This window comes from Rhizobium sp. ZPR4, from assembly GCF_040215725.1.
Classification (GTDB): domain Bacteria; phylum Pseudomonadota; class Alphaproteobacteria; order Rhizobiales; family Rhizobiaceae; genus Rhizobium; species Rhizobium rhizogenes_D.
This window is the reverse complement of the sequence record NZ_CP157968.1, coordinates 1604151-1620972: the sequence shown is the minus strand read 5'-3', so window position 1 is coordinate 1620972 and position 16822 is coordinate 1604151. Positions and strand designations below refer to the sequence as shown.

At 58.9% G+C, this 16822-nt stretch carries 15 protein-coding genes and 1 pseudogene; 7 read left to right on the top strand and 9 right to left on the bottom strand.

The genetic code is table 11. The features are described 5' to 3' along the window. Positions 1-18: 18 nt before the first annotated feature. On the top strand, positions 19-735 hold the full coding sequence (locus tag ABOK31_RS27035) for a FadR/GntR family transcriptional regulator (protein WP_349959850.1): 717 nt from the start codon (positions 19-21) through the stop codon (positions 733-735). 205 nt (positions 736-940) lie between these two features. Then, positions 941-2059, top strand: a complete 1119-nt coding sequence (locus ABOK31_RS27030; protein WP_349959849.1) for a lactonase family protein — start codon at positions 941-943, stop codon at positions 2057-2059. Positions 2060-2105: 46 nt separating this feature from the next. On the opposite strand, the gene ABOK31_RS27025 is transcribed toward ABOK31_RS27030, so the two are convergent. Continuing rightward, positions 2106-3476 carry an EAL domain-containing protein gene (locus tag ABOK31_RS27025; RefSeq protein WP_234910105.1) on the bottom strand — a complete coding sequence of 457 codons (1371 nt, stop codon included), beginning with the start codon at positions 3474-3476 and terminating at the stop codon, positions 2106-2108. Between the two features lie 306 nt (positions 3477-3782). Then, positions 3783-4064, bottom strand: a pseudogene (locus tag ABOK31_RS27020) (PAS domain-containing protein); the annotation flags it as partial. A gap of 460 nt (positions 4065-4524) precedes the next feature. Between ABOK31_RS27020 and ABOK31_RS27015 the strand changes: the two are divergent. Continuing rightward, a complete protein-coding gene (locus ABOK31_RS27015; RefSeq protein WP_349959847.1) occupies positions 4525-5439 on the top strand; it encodes a DMT family transporter in 915 nt (304 codons plus the stop codon). Positions 5440-5810: 371 nt separating this feature from the next. On the opposite strand, the gene ABOK31_RS27010 is transcribed toward ABOK31_RS27015, so the two are convergent. The 6 genes from ABOK31_RS27010 to ABOK31_RS26985 form a co-directional block, all read right to left on the bottom strand. Continuing rightward, on the bottom strand, positions 5811-6254 hold the full coding sequence (locus ABOK31_RS27010) for a hypothetical protein (RefSeq protein ID WP_349959845.1): 444 nt from the start codon (positions 6252-6254) through the stop codon (positions 5811-5813). Next, positions 6226-7530 carry a hemolysin family protein gene (locus ABOK31_RS27005; protein WP_349959843.1) on the bottom strand — a complete coding sequence of 435 codons (1305 nt, stop codon included), beginning with the start codon at positions 7528-7530 and terminating at the stop codon, positions 6226-6228. Before ABOK31_RS27005 ends, ABOK31_RS27010 begins: the two co-directional genes overlap by 29 nt. Before the next feature lie 109 nt (positions 7531-7639). Next, complete coding sequence (locus tag ABOK31_RS27000; RefSeq protein ID WP_349959841.1) at positions 7640-8548, bottom strand: TIGR03571 family LLM class oxidoreductase; 909 nt, start codon at positions 8546-8548, stop codon at positions 7640-7642. 168 nt (positions 8549-8716) lie between these two features. After that, positions 8717-9079 (bottom strand): PsiF family protein, encoded by a 363-nt coding sequence (locus ABOK31_RS26995; protein ID WP_349959839.1) that lies wholly within the window; start codon positions 9077-9079, stop codon positions 8717-8719. A 141-nt stretch (positions 9080-9220) separates the two neighbouring features. After that, a complete protein-coding gene (locus tag ABOK31_RS26990) occupies positions 9221-10348 on the bottom strand; it encodes an S-(hydroxymethyl)glutathione dehydrogenase/class III alcohol dehydrogenase (RefSeq protein ID WP_349959838.1) in 1128 nt (375 codons plus the stop codon). 50 nt (positions 10349-10398) lie between these two features. Continuing rightward, positions 10399-11232, bottom strand: coding sequence for a TIM barrel protein (locus ABOK31_RS26985; RefSeq protein ID WP_349959837.1), 834 nt, complete (start codon positions 11230-11232; stop codon positions 10399-10401). Between the two features lie 230 nt (positions 11233-11462). Here ABOK31_RS26985 and ABOK31_RS26980 point away from each other — a divergent pair, with 230 nt between their 5' ends. Together ABOK31_RS26980 and ABOK31_RS26975 are read left to right on the top strand one after the other, a co-directional pair. Then, positions 11463-12392 (top strand): sugar ABC transporter substrate-binding protein, encoded by a 930-nt coding sequence (locus ABOK31_RS26980; protein WP_174172943.1) that lies wholly within the window; start codon positions 11463-11465, stop codon positions 12390-12392. Between the two features lie 196 nt (positions 12393-12588). Continuing rightward, positions 12589-13623 (top strand): sterol desaturase family protein, encoded by a 1035-nt coding sequence (locus ABOK31_RS26975; RefSeq protein ID WP_349959835.1) that lies wholly within the window; start codon positions 12589-12591, stop codon positions 13621-13623. Positions 13624-13801: 178 nt separating this feature from the next. On the opposite strand, the gene ABOK31_RS26970 is transcribed toward ABOK31_RS26975, so the two are convergent. Further along, positions 13802-14842, bottom strand: coding sequence for a LacI family DNA-binding transcriptional regulator (locus ABOK31_RS26970; protein ID WP_349959833.1), 1041 nt, complete (start codon positions 14840-14842; stop codon positions 13802-13804). Positions 14843-15021: 179 nt separating this feature from the next. Between ABOK31_RS26970 and ABOK31_RS26965 the strand changes: the two genes are divergently transcribed. Continuing rightward, positions 15022-15339 (top strand): MocE family 2Fe-2S type ferredoxin, encoded by a 318-nt coding sequence (locus ABOK31_RS26965; protein WP_174172946.1) that lies wholly within the window; start codon positions 15022-15024, stop codon positions 15337-15339. After that, positions 15336-16577: an FAD-dependent oxidoreductase gene (locus tag ABOK31_RS26960; RefSeq protein WP_174172947.1), complete on the top strand. Its 1242-nt coding sequence runs from the start codon at positions 15336-15338 to the stop codon at positions 16575-16577. The genes ABOK31_RS26965 and ABOK31_RS26960 overlap by 4 nt, the downstream gene beginning before the upstream one ends. Positions 16578-16822: the final 245 nt, after the last annotated feature.

The following is a 16822-nucleotide window of genomic DNA, read 5'->3' as shown; positions in this document are numbered from 1 at the left end:
TAGAATCGGGGATCGGGAATGACGACAAATGTCCGGGCGAGGCAAAGGCTGGCACAAAGGGTCATCGATGAACTGCGCATGCAGATCGAGACTGGCAAGCTTCAGGCCGGCGACCAGCTTCCGACGGAACCGCAGCTCGAAGCGGCCTTCGATGTCAGCCGGACTGTGGTGCGCGAGGCGATTGCGGACCTTCGTGCTGCCGGCCTTGTCCAGCCCGTTCAAGGCAAGGGGGTATTTGTTTCCCAAACGTCGGCACGATCCGGTCTGCTATTGACGCCCATCGAGGTCAAAAGCATCCCCGAGACGCTGGAATTGCTCGAATTCCGCATGGCTGCGGAAGGCGAAGCGGCGGCAATCGCCGCCTATCGCCGAACGGCCGAACAGGAGGCGGCAATTGCAGCTGCCAACCGCAAGATGGCGCTGCTGATCGAGCAGGGACTATCGACCGTCGAAGCGGATTATGAATTCCACATGGCGATCGCGGCGGCCACGAACAACCGCTTCTATGTCGATGTACTCCGGCATTTCGGCGCCCGAACCATCCCGCGCGGACAGTTTCCGACATTGCCTGAAGCGAATGATCGCGCCTATCTGGAGAAGGTGCATGCCGAGCATGCGGAAATTCTGGCTGCGATCGCGGACCAGGACCCGGAGCGAGCGCGCCAGGCGATGCGGGCACATATGCTGGCGAGCCAGCGCCGTTATCGCCTCCTGGCCGAGCTGCAGGCGCAATAATACTCGACACGCTGTTATGGTCATATTATGTCATATGATATTAAACGCGCTCTCGGAAGAGGCGCTCCGAGTATTTGGCGACGTAAATCGAGGCGCGATGACGACTATCGGGTTTTCGCGCATTCGGTGGCAGCCGCATGATATTTGCTAGAGGATCCGAAGCACTGCCGGTTAAATCGGCGGGGACGTTCGGACGGGGTGATCCGTGGCTCAGACTTCTTCCAGTGTATCTCGCACATTCGTCTATGTCTCGACGGCAGTCGCCGGAACGATCGATGCATACAGGATGGACGGGGCGACAGGCACGCTCACGCCAATATCCAGCGTGGATGTTGGTCAGATGGTCATGCCGATGGCTGTCAGTCCGGACCGGCGGCATCTCTATGCCGTCATCCGCGCGCAGCCTTACCGGGTATTGACGCTGGTGATCGACCCCGAGAGTGGCAGGCTAAGGCAGGAGGCCGTCGCCGCTCTACCCGACAGCATGGCTTACGTCTCCCTCGATCCGACGGGCGGGCTTCTATTTGCTGCTTCCTATGGCGGCAGCAAGATCGCCGTGCTGCTCATCGGCAAGAACGGGCTGGTCACCGCGCAGGCTCAGCAAGTGATCGCAACCGGACGCAATGCCCATTCGATCGTCAGTGACCGGACAGGCAAATATGTCTTTGCCACCAATCTCGGTTCTGATGCTGTGCAGCAATTCACTCTCGACCCCGAGACCGGGATACTGAAGCCGAACGATCCGACACAGGTTACAACCGGTGCTGGTTTTGGTCCGCGGCACATTGCCGTCTCGCCCGACAATAAGGCCGTATATGTCCTGACGGAACTGACCGGCCATGTCATCCACTATGCGCTCGATACCGATAAGGGCACGTTGAGCGAGATCGAAAGTGTTGCTTCCATTCCCGAGGGCGCAGGACTGTCACCAGGCATCGCGCCGGCCGGTCCGGCGATATCCGGTTCGTCTGCGCCGGCCGGGGCGCTAGCAGACGACGGCAAACCGAAGGTCTGGGCCGCGGATATCGGCGTCACGCCGAACGGCAAATTTCTTTATACGACGGAGAGAACCACCAGCCGGATTGCACTTTTCCACGTCGACGCAAGCAGCGGCAGACTGACCCACGTCAAAAGCTATCCAACCGAACAGCAGCCGCGCGGCATTCGCATCGATCCGTCGGGCCAGTTTCTTGTCGCATCCGGCGAGAAATCCGACAGGCTGTCGGTCTATGCTATCGACCAAGCCGATGGTGGTCTCGGCCTGGTCGGCCGATACCCGGTCAACGCCGGCGCGAACTGGATAGAGATCGTGACATTTCCTTGACACGCGTCCGCGTACGGCAAGCGCCAAGCCGCTCTCGGGCAAATATCTACCCAGCTTTCGCAGCCGTTCCAGCAATCAGGCTTTCGATCTCTGACGAGGGAAGGGGGCGGGCGAACAGATAACCTTGAAGCAGTTCGCATCCAGCGCCTTCGAGAAAACGGGCCTGCTCCTCGGTCTCGACGCCTTCCGCTACGACCTCCAGATCGAGTGTTCTGCCAAGCGATACGATGGCGGAGGTAATAGCCATATCGCCGGGCTTTTCCGGAATATCGGCAATGAACGATCTATCGATCTTCAAGCGGGAAAGCGGAAAGCGTCTGAGGGTACTCAGGCTTGAATATCCGGTGCCGAAATCATCAATCGCAAGGCTGACACCCAGCTTCTTCAGCTCATGCATCCGCTCTATGGCGCCCTCGACATCACGCATGATCAAGCTTTCCGTCAATTCGAGTTCAAGCCATTGCGGATCGAGATCCGCAGATTGCAGCGCGGACGCGACCTGGCTTGTCAGCGAACTCTCCAGGAATTGCCGGGCCGATACGTTGACGCCCATACGCAGCGCGGGCAGATCGCGATCTTGCCATAACCGGGCTTGCTGGCAGGCTTTGCGCAAAACGATTTCGCCGAGCGGGACGATGAGCCCCGTTTCCTCGGCGAGCGGAATGAAGGCGCCAGGCAGCAACAAGCCCTGGGTAGGATGCTGCCACCGTACAAGGGCCTCGACACCAATGACCTTACCGCTGCGAACTTCCTTTTGTGGCTGATAATGGAGCACGAATTCGTCCCGCTCCACAGCACGCCGCAATTCCTCGATACGGATCAGCTTGTTGCGGGCGTCCTCCGCCATGGCCGGCGTGAACAGGCGAATGGCGTTGCGCCCGGCTTCCTTGGCACGATAGAGTGCCATGTCGGCATTCGCGAACAGTTCCGAAGCCGTCTTGCCATGCTCCATGGCGCAGGCCACACCAATGCTGCAGCCCACGCGGAATTCGACCCCTTGTACGACCATTGGCTTGGATATGTCTGCCAGAACGGCCGCGAGTCTTTCATATATCGGCTCAGGGGACTCTTCTAGAACGATGATGAATTCATCGCCACCGATCCGCGAGACGATGCCGCGAGCGCCGATATGGGTCGATATGCGCTGTGCAACCACCGTCAGCAATTCGTCGCCAGCCGCATGGCCTAGGGTGTCGTTCACCAGCTTGAAATTGTCCAGGTCGACAAAGGCAACGGCCAGAGACCTTCGCTTCCGTGCTGCTTTTTCGAGCAGGGCGCTGAGCTTGCGGTCGAGCAACATGCGGTTGGGCAGGCCGGTGAGCGCATCATGTTCGGCCAGATAGGCAATATGGGCGATGTCCCGATGGCGATCGATGGCTATTCCAACTGTCTGCGCTATGCCAGCGAAGAATTCCATAAGTCCGGCTTCATCGCCATCGGTTTGCACCGTTACCAAGGCCCCATGCTGGCCACCGTCCCGCGAGAAAATGGGAAATTCCAGGATGTCGCCGGCAAGGGGCTCGGCTTGCTCGCCGTCGAGAGCGAAACTGACCCGTCTGCCATTGAGCAAGCCCTCAAGAAGCATCCGGGCCTCCTTGAGAAACACATCGAGATCGACGCCTCGGGCCACATCCTGCAGAAGTTTCGTTTGAGCGCTCATCAATTTTTCCGCCCGTTTTCGAGCGGAAATATCGCGGGATGCTCCGACGACGCCGATGATATTGCCGTTTCTATCGCGCAGCGGCACTCGCGACATCATGAGCCAGCCTTCACCCTTGAGGCGCCGCTCTTCGACGCCGAGATCGGCTTTGCCGCTTTCCATCACCTGTCGTTCGACTTCCTCGATCTTGTGGGCGTCGGCCATCGGGTGAATTTCGGCGTCGGTAAGGCCGATCAGTTCGTCGACATGCGTGAAACCATTGTTGAGGACGATCGCCATGTTGGCAAAAAGGAACCGGCCGCTCCTGTCCTTGGCATAGATATAGTCCGGCACGTAGTTGATCATCGCCTCGAGCCATTCGTAACGCTCGGCGAGAGACAGATACCGAGCCTGAAGCGATTCAAACGGCTCGCGGACCTGCTCGTCCTCACCGTCTTGATCTCGGTGCTTAGGCTCTGGCGATCCATCCGGCGGCTGCATCATTTATGTTCTCTCACCCGGCAAGCGGACAATATCGGCAGGCAATTCTGCAACAATGAAAGCGTATAGGCATGTCGACCTTCGTCGCAGGCGAGGGTTGGTTTCTCTGTTCACATAAATGTTATCATATAACCGAATTTATAAACATCCGCTCAAGTTTTACAGGAAGATCGTGTTTGCCCACAATGAGTGCGCGGATGCTTGCGTTGTGGAAGTCAATGCATTTTCGGGATGAAACGTTGGCGATGAATGCCATTGCGGGTAGGGGGCAAAACCGGCTAAAGCGCAGGTGGTGGAAACGCTGGATTCGCAAGGACAAAATAGTATGCGCGTGGGCAAAGCCGTAACAAGCGGCAATCTTGTGCTTGCCGGCATGCTGATGATGCTTTTCGGCGACTTCCTGTTTTCTCTGAACGACGCCATGGGCAAGTGGCTCGTTGCGAGTTTCTCCGTCGGCCAAATTCTGGTGATCCGCTCTTTCGGTTCGTTCATTATTCTGGTGCCGATGATCGCGCGGCAGGGCAGCGACGCGCTTTTTCGCCTCGAACGGCCGCCGTTGCAGCTTTTGCGTGTCGTCGTGACGACGCTCGACGTCGCTCTCTTTTACGCCGCTGTCGCCTATCTGCCGCTTGCCGATGTCATGACCTTCTATATGGCTGGTCCCATCTATGTGGCGGCGATCTCACATTTCTTCCTGAATGAGAGGATCGGCTGGCGGCGCTGGCTGGCGGTTTTCGTCGGCTTTATCGGCGTATTGATTGCTCTCAGACCTTCGGCGGCAATGTTTTCCTGGCCATCGCTTTTCGGCCTTGGCGGCAGCCTTGCATTCGCATTGACCCTGGTGCTCGGGCGGCGGTTGCGGCAGACACCCGATGCGACGCTCGTCGCGTGGCAGACGGTCGGTGCGCTCATCGCCGGATTGGTGATCAGCATCGGCGACTGGCGTTCGGCATCGGCGCTCGATCTTGGCGCCATGCTCGCTCTTGGCATCGTTGCCGGCAGCGCCCACATGCTGATAACCCGATCCCTGAAGCTTGCTCCGGCGTCGCTCCTGGCTCCGCTTCAATACAGCCTGCTTGTCTGGGCAATCGTGCTGGGCTTCGTTTTCTTCGGCGATATTCCCGATACCCAGATCATCATCGGCTCCGTCATCATCGTCCTTGCCGGGCTTTTCATCTTCCATCGGAAGAATCTGGTCGACACGGTCCCGAAAGACGCTGTTGCTCGGGATGGGCATTGAGCCCGTCGCTAAATCGCGCGACGATCTGCCGAGACTTACCGACTGACGGACTGATCTCGTTGAATGAAACCTTGCACTCGAAGAGATGCTGAAGGGGCAGCCGATCGGCGAGAGGCAGTTACCAATATCATCCGGCCATGCCAGAATCTCCAAAGCGAAACCATTGTAATCACTGGCATCTCGCACTTGGAAATAGAATGTACCTCCGCTACAGCTGAAATCAGATAATCTATGTTATGGAACTTTCGTACCATCTGGAGAGCACGGTCTTCCGACGCAAAACGTATTTCATCAAACTGCGGCTGTTCGGGATAAAACGCGGCATTGCCCATTGTGTTTGCTTCCAAATATGGGCGCCTTGCATTCCACTATCAGCGAATGGCGTGTTCCATGAGCGGAGTGATTCGGAAATGACAATGCGACTTGATCCGTTTCTGGAAGCCGCTGATGCCCAACGGGTCATTTCTGTGCTCCACAAGCTGAATGCCTGCGGTCTGGATTACGCCGTTACCGGAGGAATAGCATTGGAGCCAGGCCTTGGTTCTGATCTCGGCCGTCAGCGCGCTTTCAACGATATCGATATGGTGCTTGCGCCATTCTCGCCGGAGTATTTTTGCGAGAAGCCCCGCTGGCGGGCTTTTATTCGGATAGCGCGGGCGCGAGGATTCGTTGATCGAGTCGACCATGTTGGAGCGAGCGCACGAGCGCGGGCCAAGCAGGAAAGATAAGGGCGGGTGACTACCGCAAAGCCCGCAGCAAAACGACGAGCCGTCTTTCGGATGAATTTCAGTGATCGGCTTCGCGATCGGCGTCATCCGCACTCACCAGTAGCTTGTCGATCCTACGGCCATCGAGATCTACGACCTCGAAGCGCCAGCCGTTCTTCGAGAAACTTTCGCCCACATCCGGAAGATGGCGCAGCTCCTGCAGTATGAAGCCTGCGACCGTCTGATAGTCGCGATCGTCTTCGATCTGCAGGTTCATGAAATCGGCGAACTCATCGATGGGCATCCAGCCGGACACGAGATAGCTGCCGTCGTGACGGCGGACGAGAGCCTGCTCGCCGCCGGCATCGGTTTCCTCCTGAACGGCTCCCAGAATAGCTTCAAGGATATCGCCTGATGTGATGACGCCTTCGAAGTGGCCGTATTCATCATAGACCAGCACCATATGCGAAGAAGAGCGACGCAGCGCTTTTACCACGTCAAGGGCGCTAGAAAGGTCCGAAACGATCGGCACCTGTTTGGCAAGCTTCAGGATGTCGGCCTGACCGCCAGAAGCCAGCGCATCAAAGAAATCCTTGGTGGTCAGCACGCCGACGATTTCGTCGGAGCTATCCTTACGCAGCGGCAGCCGCGCCTTTTCGGTGCGGCGTAACTGTTCGCGGATCTCCTCGAAACCGTCCTCGATATCGATGACCTCCACGTCGCGGCGCGGTGTCATCAATGCTCTTGCGGTTCGATCAGCCAATCGCATGACGCCCGAGATCATCGCCTGCTCTTCCGTCGCGATGACGCCGGCGCTTTGCGCTTCCGCGAGAACCGTCTTGATTTCCTCGTCGCTGACGCCGTCCGCGGCCTTGCCGGATTGGCCGAGCGCACTCAGAACCAGCCGTCCCGAGATGTCGAGCAACCAGACGAGCGGCGCTGCGGCCCGGGAAAGAAACACCATGGCCGGCGCGACCTTGCTGGCGACTGCTTCCGGCGCCCGCAGAGCGACCTGCTTCGGAACGAGCTCGCCGATGATCAACGATAGATAGGTAATGGCGACCACGACGGAACCGACGCCGATGGCGTCGGCGGCTGCGACCGAAAGACCTTGCGTGGCAAGCCAGCCCGACAGCCGAGCGCCGAGCGTGGCGCCCGAGAACGCGCCGGACAGGACGCCGACGAGCGTGATGCCGATCTGCACCGTTGAAAGGAAGCGGCCCGGTTCCTCGGCCAACTTCATCGCCATGGTCGCACCTCTGCTGCCTTGGTCGGAAAGCACCTTCAGGCGGGCTGGACGGGATGAGACGATCGCCAATTCCGACATGGCAAGCACGCCGTTAAGGAGGGTAAGAATGATGACGATGGAAATTTCGAGAAGCAAAGTCGGCCCTTTTTGGTTTCAGCGGAAAGATAGGTGGCAAGGGCTGCAAAAGCCAGCGTCCCATGGACATGATTTCCATGACGCCACCATCGAGGGCAATTCGCTGAAGCTATCGCATGGCCGGCAGAATATCCGTGGCTATCTCCTCCATGGTTTCCCCGGGCGGGCGCCCCTGCGCGACAAGATTGAAGGCGACGTGATGAATGCCTGCTGCACGCATCGCCGACAAGGCGTCGACCAGCCCTCGCCTGCCGGTTCTGCCGCCGAGATTGATCTCCTCATAGGAGGCCTGAGGCTTATCGAGCAGTTCCAGGACCATGGACTGGCCGAAGCCGCGAAAATCCTTGGTTACCTTAGCCTGAGCATTGTGCCAAAGCGCCAACCGGTCTTTCTGTACGGGTAGCGGGCGGTAGTAGGTCATCCAGGCTGTCGCCTGACGGGCGATCCATTCGAGGGATTGCGACGATGAACCCACCGCCACCATGGGAATGGGTGGTTGTTGCAGCGCGGGCCTAATGGCGAACTCGTTTCGCACGCGATCGCTTGCATCGACGACCTTCTGATCCGGACTGAGCGCAGCGGCGAGGCGTTCCCAATGCGATTGAAAGAGCGCCTTGCGGTTCTCGATATCCTCTCCGAAAACGTCATATTCGCTCGGCCGGTCTCCCGAACCGAGACCGAGGACGAACCGACCTTTCGACACGGAGGCGACGGATAGCGCGGCCTTGGCGATATGGAGCGGATGCCGCAAAGGCAACACGATCGCGCCCGTCGCCAGCGCTATCTTGGATGTGGACGCGGCCAAGGCTCCGAGGAAGACCCACGGATCGGCATGCCCGATCGGATCGGGATAGCTTTCGCTGTTAAGCGGAACATCCCTCACCCACAGCGCATCGAAACCCAATTTGTCGGCTTGGGCTGCGATACCGAGCTGAGTATCGAACTGTATGTCGGCTGCAGTTCTCGTTTGCGCCGGCAGGACAATGCCGAATGAAAGTCTGTCTGGATGGAAAAGCACGTCGCGTCCTGAAATCTATATCCTTGCGAGGGAGATAAGGAGGCTTGCCTTGAAGGAAAAGGGGGACGTGACGGATACAGTGATTGTGCGAGGCAAGTAGTCCGCCCCGTAGAGCGGACTGTCATTGTATAACAGGTCCAGTGAGGATCCGTGAGCGCTGTACGCTGTTCAGCTCGCGGTGATGCACTGCTTGACGTAATCGCGCAGTGCTTTCTTTTCCAGACCCTTGGCGGTGCCTTCGTCATGGCATGTCTTGCGTTTTGCCAGGACCGGATACTTCTGCTGCAGGCAGCTTTTGACAGCGTCTTTGCGTGCCTGGCCCTTGAGGCCCTGCCCCGTTGCATCCTGTCGGCAGGCTTGCCGCGCCGTCTTGATCTCATCCTTCGACGGCATGGTCGACGATGGCGCCGATGTGGAAGGGGTCGTGGCGGGAGCTGGCGTTGCGGGTGTCGTCGTTTGCGCGAAGACCACGGTTGCGGAAGACAGGGCGAAGAGAGCGGCGGCGGTCGCACCTAGCAGCTTGCTGGTCATGGGCATATCCTTTTGCCTGAAGGCCATTCATGTTCAAGCCGCCGACCCCATCACGAGGCCGGCGTACGTCTTGAACGATGATCCTTGGCTTATCCGTCGCTCGGACCGCCAAAAAACTTCCGGCGGGGGTCGTTTACGCCGTCAGTATATCACGACGCCGCGGACGCTTTTTCCGGAGTGCATGAGCTCGAAGCCCTTGTTGATGTCTTCGAGCGGCATGGTGTGGGTTATCATCGGATCGATCTGGATCTTGCCCTCCATGTACCAGTCGACGATCTTCGGAACGTCGGTACGGCCGCGCGCGCCGCCGAAGGCCGTGCCCATCCATGAGCGGCCCGTCACCAGCTGGAACGGACGCGTCGAGATCTCCTGGCCGGCGCCGGCAACGCCGATGACGACGGACTTGCCCCAGCCGCGATGGCTTGCTTCCAGCGCCTGGCGCATGACCTTGGTGTTGCCCGTGCAGTCGAAGGTATAGTCGGCGCCACCGATCTGGTCGGCGCCGCGCTTCGTCATGTTGACGAGATAGGGCACGATATCGTCGCCGACCTCCTTCGGATTGACGAAATGCGTCATGCCGAAGCGTTCGCCCCAGGCCTTCTTGTCATTGTTGAGATCGACGCCGATGATCATGTCGGCGCCGGCAAGCTTCAGCCCCTGGATGACGTTGAGGCCGATGCCGCCGAGACCGAAGACGATCGCGGTTGCGCCCATCTCCACCTTGGCGGTGTTGATGACCGCACCGATGCCTGTGGTCACGCCGCAGCCGATGTAGCAGATCTTGTCGAAGGGGGCGTCGGGGTTGACCTTGGCAACGGCAATCTCCGGCAGCACCGTGTAATTGGCGAAGGTCGAGCAGCCCATATAGTGATGGATCTTGTCCTTGCCGATCGAGAAGCGCGAGGTGCCATCCGGCATCAGCCCCTGGCCCTGCGTCGAGCGGATCGCCGTGCACAGATTGGTCTTGCGGCTGAGGCACGACGGGCATTCGCGGCATTCGGGGGTATAAAGCGGAATGACGTGATCACCCTTCCTGACCGAGGTGACGCCCGGACCGACATCGACGACGATGCCGGCGCCTTCATGGCCGAGAATGGCCGGGAACAGGCCTTCCGGATCGGCGCCCGAGAGTGTGAAGTCATCGGTGTGGCAGAGGCCGGTCGCCTTGACCTCGATCAGCACTTCACCGGCCTTCGGCCCCTCAAGCTGAACCGTCATCACCTCGAGCGGCTTGCCAGCCGCAACCGCTACCGCTGCTCTTACGTCCATGGAAAATCCTCCAAAATCAATAGTCTATTGTTGATGCTTTTCTTAACTTATTAGCTGGCGGTTCTCGCCCACAAATCACGTATTTCCTGCTTCATCAGCAGTGATTCTTCCCAGCGGTCGGTGGTGTCTTCACCGTCCCTTCCGGTGATTGCATAAGGCTTCGGCCCCAGTTCGCAAGTAAAGGCTAGCGTCGCGTCTTTGTCGGCGCGCTTCCGCCAGCTTTTGAAACCATATTCCCACCAGCCGAGGAAAAGATCGACCCAGGGTCTGTGATGTGGGAAGGAAATTTCGATCTGAACCTGTTCGCGGGAGGCAACGCGGCCATGGAAGGCCCAGGAGCTGTCCAATATCCGATGGATAAGTGCATGGTTTTCGTCTGACACCGGCCAGGCGAACTCCCGCCCGACAAGGAAATGGGAGATATCGCCCAGCAACCGCAGGTCCGGCAGCCGGTCGAGCAGGTCGAGCGTGAAGAACAGATCTGTCGTCATGCGGTCGCGATGGGTTTCGATCCAGACATCGATGCCGGCCTCTTCCGCCAGCCGCTGCCAGCCCTCCAGCAGCGGAATGCAATCTTCAAGTCGTCGAAGGCGCACGTCTGGCTGCAGACAGATGTGATGGACGTTGTATTCGGCCGCGATCTCCAGCGCAGGCTTCAGATCGTCGATGGTCTTCGGGAAGCATTGCCCCTCCACCTGCAAGCCATGCTGCTTGAGCAGACCCGCGATGCGGGAGACGACGTTGCGATCGTACCAGTGGGCGCTGATGCCATCGAAGCCGGCCGCTGCGATCTTATCGATGGTTTCCTCCAGGGAAAGCTCCGGATAGTTCGCGCTACGTCGCTCCATGGACCAGAGTGACTGGAATATGAGCAAATTCTGCATAGGTCCTCCCGTACCAGTGGCTTGCTCAGATCATGAATCCTGGGGCTTGGCCAGTCGGCTCGATGATGGGTTTTGATCATGGGCGCGTTTCACTGCAAAGCGGATGTATTCGCTTGGTCGAGAGCCCTCGGCCTGATGGTTTTTCATCAAAATACTCCCGGACGCGGATCGGCTCCATCGGTAACTTTTTCCAGGCGGTCATTTGGGCCGCTGTTTCCTGGGAGGAGAACATGCTGAAGTTTTTGAGTGCAAGCGCGCTCGCGCTCGTGCTGTCGTCGCAAGCCTACGCCGCCGATAGGATCGGCGTTTCGATGGGCTACCTGACGACCAATTTCCAGACCCTGATTGCCAATGGCATGCAGGATTACGCCAAGACCAAGGGCCTCGACCTGCAGGTGGTGGACGCTGCCAACGACGTCAACAAGCAACTCGATCAGGTGCGCAACTTCGCAGCCGGTGGCGTTTCCGCCATCATCGTCGATCCCGTGGATTCGGACGGCACGCCGGCGATCAGCAAGATTGCCGAAGATGCCGGCATTCCCCTGATCTACGTCAATATCCAGCCGACCGATCTCTCCACGCTCGGCAAGAAGCAGGCATTCGTCGGATCGAATGAAACCGAATCCGGCACGCTTCAGACGAAGGAAGTCTGTCGCATGCTCGGCGGCAAGGGCAATGTCGTCGTCATGGTTGGCGACCTTAGCAGCCAGGCAGCCCGCCAGCGGACGCAGGATGTTCACGATGTGCTCAAGGCCGGCGATTGCAGCGGCATCAAGGTGGTCCGCGAGCAGGTCGGCAACTGGAGCCGTGTCGATGGCGCTGATCTGGTATCGAACTGGCTGACGTCAGGCCTTTCGTTCGATGCCGTCATTGCCAACAACGACGAAATGGCGCTCGGCGCGATCTCAGCGATCAAGAATGCCGGCGGTTCGACCGATAAGACTATTGTTGCGGGCATCGATGCAACGCCGGATGCACTGCAGGCGATGAAGTCTGGCGACCTCAAGGTCACCGTGTTCCAGGACGCCAAGGCGCAAGGCCGCGGCGCCGTCGATACGGCGATCAAGGCCATCAAGGGCGAGAAGATCGACCGCGAAGTGTGGATCCCCTTCAAGCTGGTGACGAAGGATAACATGGTTCAATTCGAGAGCCTCAACTAAGCGGACAAGCGCCGGCAACGAGGAGCACGACTGCCGGTGCACGGGAAGGAGGGGCGACCGGCCTCCCCTTCCCGTCCTTAGTTGCGGAACAGCGTCGTTCTCGCCGCCATGAGCAAATTTCATCAAATCAATGCTGTCGTTTCCAGCCGCCGCCGCTGACACTGACCGCATCGTTTCATTCACCGGGAGGCACATCATGGACGACACGCTCTACGGCACGCGCGACAAGCGCGGCGACTGGAAGCCCAACAAGCTCTTGCAATATCCGCCTGTTTTCATCTGGCCGGCAAAACCGGTTGCGTTCCTGAAATGGTTCTTCGGATATCCGGGCTACCTGATGCCCTGGAATGTCGTCTATGCCGTCGTCGCAACGTTGCTCTGGCTCTGCGCGACGCCCTCGATGGAGACCATGAAGACGCTCGCGCCGGGCTGGATCGCTTATCTTCTCGTGCGCAATGCCGTCCTGGTCTTCCTGTTCTTCGGCGCCTTTCACCTGCGTCTCTATATGCAGAAGAAGCAGGGCACGAGCTTCAAATACAACAGCAAATGGCCGTCGAAGGATAATTCCGCCTTCCTCTTCAGCAATCAGACCGTCGACAATGTGATCTGGACTTTTGCAAGCGCCGTGCCTCTATGGACAGCCTTCGAGGTGTTGACGCTGTGGGCCTTTGCGAACGGCATCATTCCCTATGTCGACTTTGCCGAGCACCCGATCTATTGCGCCATCATCATGCTGTTGATCCCGGCGTTCCGCGATCTGCATTTCTATCTCGTGCATCGCCTGATCCACTGGCCGCCGCTCTATCATGCGGTCCACAAGCTGCATCACAACAACGTCAATCCCGGTCCGTGGTCCGGCCTTGCCATGCATCCGGTCGAACATCTCCTGTATTTCTCCGGCGTTCTCATCCATTGGATCGTACCGTCCAATCCGATCCACGCGCTGTTCCATCTGACGCATGCCGCACTTGCGCCGGCTCCGGGCCATGCCGGTTTCGACAAGATCGTGATCGGTGAGGAAGCCGGGATCGATACCCACGCCTATGACCACTACCTCCATCACAAATTCTTCGAGTGCAATTATGCCGATGGCGTGATCCCGCTCGACCAGTGGTTCGGTACCTTCCATGACGGCACGAAAGAGGCCGAGGACCGCATGAACAAGCGCTTCATGGAGCGCGCCAAGAAATACGCCGAAAAGCAGGCTCGCCGCTCCGGCACGCCAAGCTAGCAAAGAGCCGAAGCCTGGCCGGGTTTCTCCGGCCGGGACAATGATCTCAAGGACTTGCCAAAGGTGCTATGTGCTCCATATGCGCGAATTGAGCTCTCCCCCCGCCACCGGTTCAATCGGCCGTTGATGGCGGGAAATGCCGGAGCCTGCGGCCCTCCTTCCGCAGGCTCCGGCCTTGTCACTTATCGGTGAGTGGATGTGGGCCAATATTCTCCGCCGTATAGGTCAGGAACGGTACGGAATCTTGGCTGACTGGCACGTCGATGATCCCCATGCGCGATAATATCGTATCCAGTGCGCGCCTCGCCTGGGTTTCGGGTGCCTGATCGAGAACGAGCGTCATCAGCCCCGAGGCGATGAAGCGGCGCGTTTCGTCGTTGAGTTCGTGCCCTATCCAGACGCAATCCCTTCCCTGTCGTTCCTGAAAGCGCTGAAGCACCGAGCCGACCCCGAGATTGGCACCGCCGGCATTGTAGATACCGACAATATCCGGACAGCGCCGCAGCGCCTGCGTCATTACTTCCGCGGATTTCACGTCGTCATCCCAGCCGAATACGACTTCCGAAAACTGTCGTGCGGAACCACGCTGAGAGCCGAGATAATCGGAGAAGCCGCGAATGCGCTCCCTATGGATTTGATAGGCCCAGCTATGGCAGATAGCGACGATGCTTCCCGTGGCGTGCCGGAGCATGCGCGACATATAGAAGCCAGCGGTTCGGCCCGCGGCATAGTTGTCGATCCCCACGAACACGTCGTCCCTTCCCGTGAGATACGAAACGATCTGGACGACTTCGATGCCGGCGGCACGCGCCTTTCGCAAGCTCTCCCGGATTGCAGGATGGTCAACCGCCGCAACGATCAGGCCATGCCGGCGAATGCTGCTATTGGCCACATGCGCGGCAAACTTCTCCGGCTCGCTCTCTTCGACAAAGGTCCGGTGGACCGTGATCGAGCTATCCAGTGAGGCAGCGATCCGCTCGAAGGCACGGTTGAGCCTGCTGAAGAACGGCGACTCCGGCCTGACCAGGATGACTTCGATGCGGATCGTGCCACGATAGAGACTTGGAATGATCCCCTTGTAGCCTAATCGCTTTGCGGCCAGCACCACCTTCTCCGCCGTTTGCGGCCTGACGCTGCCGCGTTCGTTGAGAACGCGTTCAACGGTCGCAAGGCCGACACCAGCGGCGGCCGCGATGTCCACGAGACGTGCCTTCTTCATTTCGCTCCTCCTTGATGAAAAATGATCATAATCGGCGTGGAATGTGAAGGGTCATTTCGCGCATGCTTGAAACCAGCCGGGAGGAAAAAACGATGCGCGATCAAAGCGCAACGGCAACCTGCTCCCAAGATTGGACGACGCCCTTCGCGCCTTGCGGCGATTGCAATGAGGAGGAAGAAATGACGAACTGGGTTGATGCCTGCGCTGCTGATGAAATCGATCAGGAGGATGTTGTCCGCTTCGATCACGCCGGGCGAACCTTTGCGATCTATCGCAGCCCTAACGATGAGTATTTCGCTACGGATGGGCTTTGCACCCATGAGAAAATCCATCTGGCCGATGGCCTCGTCATGGACGACACGATCGAGTGTCCGAAGCACAATGGCCGCTTCAGCTACAAGACGGGGGAAGCGCGCGGCGCTCCGGTCTGCATCAATCTGAAGACCTATCCGGTTAAAGTGGAAGGCGATCGCGTCATGATCGGGCTCAGCGCATGAGCGGCGATGCGGGCATCATCATCGTCGGTGCCGGCGAATGCGGCGCGCGCGCCGCCTTGAGCCTCAGGGAGAATGGTTATCGGCACGCGATCACCCTTATCGGCGACGAGGTCCATCTCCCCTATGAGCGGCCTCCTCTTTCCAAACAGATTTTGCTTGATGCGACAGAGCCAAAGCTGCCCGCTGTCCTCAGCGATATCGCACTGGCCGAGCATGCAATCCGGCATATCGGCGGCGCCTCGGCCGATGCCATCGACACGTCGGGAAAGCATCTGCTCCTCTCCGATGGCCGGGCGCTGCCTTACGACAAACTGCTGCTGGCGACCGGGGCGGCACCAAGGCGGTTGCCGAACGCGCCCGTCAGTGGCCGGGTAGTCTATCTGCGGACAATCGACGATGCGCTTGCACTTCGTTCCCTTGTCCGAGCCGACATGCATATGGCAGTGCTTGGGGGCGGTTTCATTGGCCTGGAGGTAGCCGCGTCGGCGCGCGGCCGCGGAGCGAAGGTTACGGTCATCGAGTCCCAGGAGCGTATCCTCAAGCGTGGTGTCCCCGAACCGATCGCCGAAACGATCACGGCCCTGCATCGAGACAACGGCGTCGTCGTGAAATGTGGCGTGGCGGTTCTCGGGCTCGAAGCCGATGAGCAACGTGTCGATCTTTCTCTTTCCGATGGAGATACGATTTCGGCTGATGTGCTCGTCGTCGGGATCGGCGCGCAGCCACGTACCGAGCTTGCTGCTCGGGCCGGCATCGCGATCGATAACGGCATTGCGGTCAATGCGCATCTGGAAACATCGGAGCGCGATATCTACGCCGCCGGCGACTGCTGCTCGTTTCCGCATCCCCTGTATGGTGGGCGCCGCCTGCGTCTCGAAGCCTGGCGCAATGCGCAGGATCAAGGCATTCTCGCCGCCGCAAATTTGATGGGGGCGGCTCGCAGCTATCTGGCTGTTCCCTATTTCTGGTCCGACCAGTTCGATTACACATTGCAGATTGCCGGCCTTGTCGATGAGGGGCGCACGGTCGTTAGGCGCGATCTTGGCGACGGTGCGTTCATCCTGTTTCATCTCGACGACGGCCAGCGGCTGGTTGCCGCAAGTGGCATCGGTCCTGGCAATAAGGTCGCGAAAGACTTGAAGCTGAGTGAGATGCTGATCGCCCAGCGCGTTATTCCGCCGATCGAGGTGCTGGCTGGCAACGCAAACCTGAAGTCGCTGCTGCCACGAGCGGCGTGACAGGCTTTAACAAGGTACTCTTTCTTCCAGGTCTCCAAATCATGGTAGACGGCCGGCATCTTCGGCAGGCCGTAGCGGCACATTCATGAGCAGATGCCATAAGTGCTTGCGGCATTCGAGCGCTAATCCAGAATCCCGATCTTCCTACATTCTTTTCGCAGTTTCCGAAGGTTTCGCAGTGGCGGCAACATCATTCGTGTCGCTGCCACAGAGGCCGATCTGGATGTCTGCCTTGCTCCGCAAAG

What these genes read in the sequence shown, in the direction of transcription:
- ABOK31_RS27035 (WP_349959850.1), top strand. Translation starts at nt 19, where the DNA reads ATGACGACAAATGTCCGGGCGAGGCAAAGGCTGGCACAAAGGGTCATC.
- ABOK31_RS27025 (WP_234910105.1), bottom strand. Translation starts at nt 3,476, where the DNA reads ATGGAATTCTTCGCTGGCATAGCGCAGACAGTTGGAATAGCCATCGAT.
- ABOK31_RS27015 (WP_349959847.1), top strand. Translation starts at nt 4,525, where the DNA reads ATGCGCGTGGGCAAAGCCGTAACAAGCGGCAATCTTGTGCTTGCCGGC.
- ABOK31_RS27010 (WP_349959845.1), bottom strand. Translation starts at nt 6,254, where the DNA reads ATGACGCCGATCGCGAAGCCGATCACTGAAATTCATCCGAAAGACGGC.
- ABOK31_RS26995 (WP_349959839.1), bottom strand. Translation starts at nt 9,079, where the DNA reads ATGACCAGCAAGCTGCTAGGTGCGACCGCCGCCGCTCTCTTCGCCCTG.
- ABOK31_RS26990 (WP_349959838.1), bottom strand. Translation starts at nt 10,348, where the DNA reads ATGGACGTAAGAGCAGCGGTAGCGGTTGCGGCTGGCAAGCCGCTCGAG.
- ABOK31_RS26985 (WP_349959837.1), bottom strand. Translation starts at nt 11,232, where the DNA reads ATGCAGAATTTGCTCATATTCCAGTCACTCTGGTCCATGGAGCGACGT.
- ABOK31_RS26980 (WP_174172943.1), top strand. Translation starts at nt 11,463, where the DNA reads ATGCTGAAGTTTTTGAGTGCAAGCGCGCTCGCGCTCGTGCTGTCGTCG.
- ABOK31_RS26975 (WP_349959835.1), top strand. Translation starts at nt 12,589, where the DNA reads ATGGACGACACGCTCTACGGCACGCGCGACAAGCGCGGCGACTGGAAG.
- ABOK31_RS26970 (WP_349959833.1), bottom strand. Translation starts at nt 14,842, where the DNA reads ATGAAGAAGGCACGTCTCGTGGACATCGCGGCCGCCGCTGGTGTCGGC.
- ABOK31_RS26965 (WP_174172946.1), top strand. Translation starts at nt 15,022, where the DNA reads ATGACGAACTGGGTTGATGCCTGCGCTGCTGATGAAATCGATCAGGAG.
- ABOK31_RS26960 (WP_174172947.1), top strand. Translation starts at nt 15,336, where the DNA reads ATGAGCGGCGATGCGGGCATCATCATCGTCGGTGCCGGCGAATGCGGC.